2 protein-coding genes are annotated in these 3,193 nt (G+C 71.3%); both read right to left on the bottom strand.

Features of this window, described 5'->3' with window-relative positions:
* Positions 1 to 76: 76 nt before the first annotated feature.
* The gene (locus ABZ318_RS39325; RefSeq protein WP_356907211.1) at positions 77 to 2,497 is read right to left on the bottom strand and encodes an RICIN domain-containing protein; all 2,421 of its coding nucleotides are present in this window, start codon (positions 2,495 to 2,497) and stop codon (positions 77 to 79) included.
* A gap of 128 nt (positions 2,498 to 2,625) precedes the next feature.
* On the bottom strand, positions 2,626 to 3,193 hold a 568-nt coding region (locus ABZ318_RS39320), incomplete at its 5' end, for an RICIN domain-containing protein (RefSeq protein ID WP_356907210.1).

Genomic DNA, 3,193 nt, shown 5'->3' with positions numbered 1-3,193 from the left:
GTGGTCCGCTGAGTGGAGTTAATGGAGGAGCCCGGCGACGCCCGGAAGCCGAGTGGCTTCCGGGCCGGCCGGACCGCTAGGAGGTGGTGAGCTGCTGATTGGCGGCCGTGCCACAGGTGTACTGGACGACCTCGGCGCCGTTCGCCGTGGAGGCGCCGCTCACGTCCAGGCACTTGCCGCTGTGGCGGGCCAGCAGGGTGATGAAGCCGTCGGACGACCTGAGCACCGCCCACTGCTGGTTGGCACCGCCGTTGCAGCCGTACTGGAAGACGATCGCGCCGTCGGCGGTCGACTCGTTGGTGACGTCGAGGCACTTGCCGCTGTGCCGGGCGACGACGTTGACGTAGCCACCGCCCGTGGGGCGCATGGACCACTGCTGGTTGGTCGCGCCGCCGCAGGCGTACTGGACGACCTGGGCGCCGTCCGCGGTGGAGGCGCCGCTCACGTCCAGGCACTTGCCGCTGTGCCGCATGCGCAGCGGCGTCCAGGTGTCCGCGGCGACGGAGCGGAAGGTCCAGGACTGGTTGGACCCGGTCGTCGGACGGTAGACGCCCACGGGCGCACCGTCGCTCGTGGACTGACCGCTGACGTCCAGGAGCTTGCCACTGGCGCTGTTGACGAGGGTGTAGTGCCCCTCCCCCGTGGTGGACAGCATCCAGGCCTGCTCGGCGGAGGTGCCCGAGGTCACCAGGGCGAGGGCGTCGCCCTGGGCCGCGAGCGCCTTGCCGTTGGCGACGCTCGTGATGCGGTAGGTCGCGGTGTTGCCCCAGTCGGCCGCGGCGAGCTTGGTGAACTTCCACTGCTGCGCCGTGGTGCCGGGGCTGGAGGTGCGCTGGACCAGCGTGCTCTGGCCGTTGCTCGTGGAGACGGCCAGGGCCTTGCCGCTGTTATCGTTGAGCAGCTGCCGCGCGGCGCCGGTGGGAGCCGTGGTGTCGGAGACGTTCACGCCTGTCGCACCGGGCAGGACGAAGGTGGTGACGGATCCCGCGCCCACGGTCGCGGTGAGCGTCTTGCCGGCGGGGGTGAGGTCGCTCTCGCGCTGCAGGTTCTTGGTGGCGTCGGTGGTGTAGCGCTGGACGGCCCCGGTGCCCACGTTCTGGAATCCGGCGAGGTTCAGGGTGAGCCGCTGGGGCGCCCCGGTGGGGTTGGTGTGGACGACGACCGCGCCCTGGCCGGCCGGTCGCAGGGCGGCGAAGGTGTCGGCGTTGTCGGTGTTGATGACGCGGGCGCCCGGACGGACGAACCGGGTGTAGTTCGCCATCGCCCAGTACTTCTTGTTCTTGCGCAGCGGCTCGGTGGCCGCGTCGTCGGGCGTGAAGTCGGTCTGGATGAGGCCCCAGTTGGAGTTCTCGTGCGCCGGGGTCATGTTCTCGTAGTCCTCGACGGCCTGCCAGAGGACCCAGGCGCGGGGCTCCAGTTCGCGGAAGTCCTCGTTGACGTGCTGGGTGAGGTCGAGGGCGGGGCTCATGTCGGTGAAGCTCTGCCCGACGCTGCCGCCCAGGTCCACCTCGGACATCCACAACGGGGTGGCCGCCCCCTTGGCGATGTCACGGACACCGGTACGGCCGTTGGTGCCGTAGGTGTGGGTGTTGAGCCTGCCGATCGCGGACTTGACCGCCGGGTCGTAGGTGTCCCAGTTGCTGCGGAAGACGTCGGGGTTGGTCTCGTCCATGGCGGCGATGGGGGTGGTGATGCCGTCGGCGTTCAGCCGGGCCCGCATGGTGGTGATCATGCGCGCCTGGGAGGCGGGGTCCCAGTGCGAGCCCTCCTGCCGCCCGCCCGCGTGCCAGTAGTCGGTGCCCGGTTCGTTGACCGGGGAGAGGGAGTCGAAGGTGACGCCGGTGGCGCTCTGCGCGCGCTTGAGGGCGCCGGAGAGGTACGCGGCGAACCGGTCGTACTGGTCGGAACGGAGGTTGTCCTGCCAGCCGTTGGTCGCGCCCGAGACCAGGCCGCTGTTGGTCATGAAGTACGGGGCGGAGTTGGAGAATGCCTCGAAGGTGGTGGCGCCGCGCGCCTTGGCGGCGGTGAGCCACCAGCGCTGGTTGGCGTCGGCGTTCGGGTTCCAGTGGGTGGGGTTGTTCGGGTCCCACCAGTCGGGGGACTCCGGGCCGGGACGGTTCCACCAGCCGGGGACGGCCGCGCCGGGCCGCATGTAGGGGGTGGTCTCGGGGCTGTCGCCGCCGCCGATGTTGTAGCGGGCGATGGTGAAGCCGAGGCCGTCGGCGCCGTAGAGGGCGTCCGCGAGCGCGTTGCGCTGGGCGTCGGGCCAGCCGCCGGTCACGTTGGCGAACCAGGCGAGGGCGGTGCCCCAGCCCTGGAACGGCTGCTGCTGGTAGCTGGGGTCGGGGCGGACGGTCACCGCCTGCTCGGTGCTCTCGGCCGCCGCGGGGGTCATGGGCGTGAGGCCGGTCGCGAGGAGCGCGGCCACGGCGGCGGTACCCAGGAGCGCGCCGCTCCTGCGTACGCGGTGCGGGGGTCGTTCACGGGTGGAGGGCATGGTCGGTCTCCCTGAGGTGATCGTTGGTCGCCGAGGGGACCGCGCGGCCGGGTGATACGGGCGGGCGGTCATGGGTGGGGCAGGCCCCGGCGGGGGCCGGGGCCTGCCCGGTGCGGTCCGGGCGGCGGTCAGGCAGCCGTGCGGAGCCACTTCTGGTTGGCGGCGCTGGTGTTGCAGCTCCACTGGATGAGCGGCGTGCCGTCGCTCGTGGACGTGTTGGTGACGTCCAGGCACTTGCCGCTCTGGACGGCGGCCAGCTGCACGGTGCTGCCGGAGCCGATCACGCTCCACCGCTGGGCGGCCGTGCCGTCACAGGCGTACTGGACGATCGCGGCGCCGTCGGCGGTCGAACCGTCCCGCGGGGCCAGGCACTTGCCGCTGTACCGGGCCACGATCTGTACCTGACCGTTGCCGGCGGACTTGAGCCAGAACTCCTGGTTGACGCTGCGGTTGCCGCAGGTCCACTGGATGAGGGCGGCGCCGTCCGCGGTGGAGCGGTCGGCCACGTCGGCGCACTTGCCGCTGTGCGAGGCGGTCAGCGTCTCCCACGTTCCGAGGCCCTGCACCGTCCCGGCAGCCGTGTCCACGGTGATCTGCGGGTAGTAGTCCATGGTCATGGTGGTCTTGGTGGGGAACTTCAGCGGGAGCCAGACGTACAGGGAGTCCTGGACCATGCCGCCCATGGAGTTGCCCCAG

It is taken from the genome of Streptomyces sp. NPDC006197, assembly GCF_040613865.1.
GTDB lineage: Bacteria > Actinomycetota > Actinomycetes > Streptomycetales > Streptomycetaceae > Streptomyces.
Note: the sequence above shows the minus strand (reverse complement) of the source record. Positions and strands in the feature narration are given on the sequence as shown.

Coding starts and splice junctions, on each gene's coding strand:
- ABZ318_RS39325 (WP_356907211.1), bottom strand. CDS start 2,497: ATGCCCTCCACCCGTGAACGACCCCCGCACCGCGTACGCAGGAGCGGC.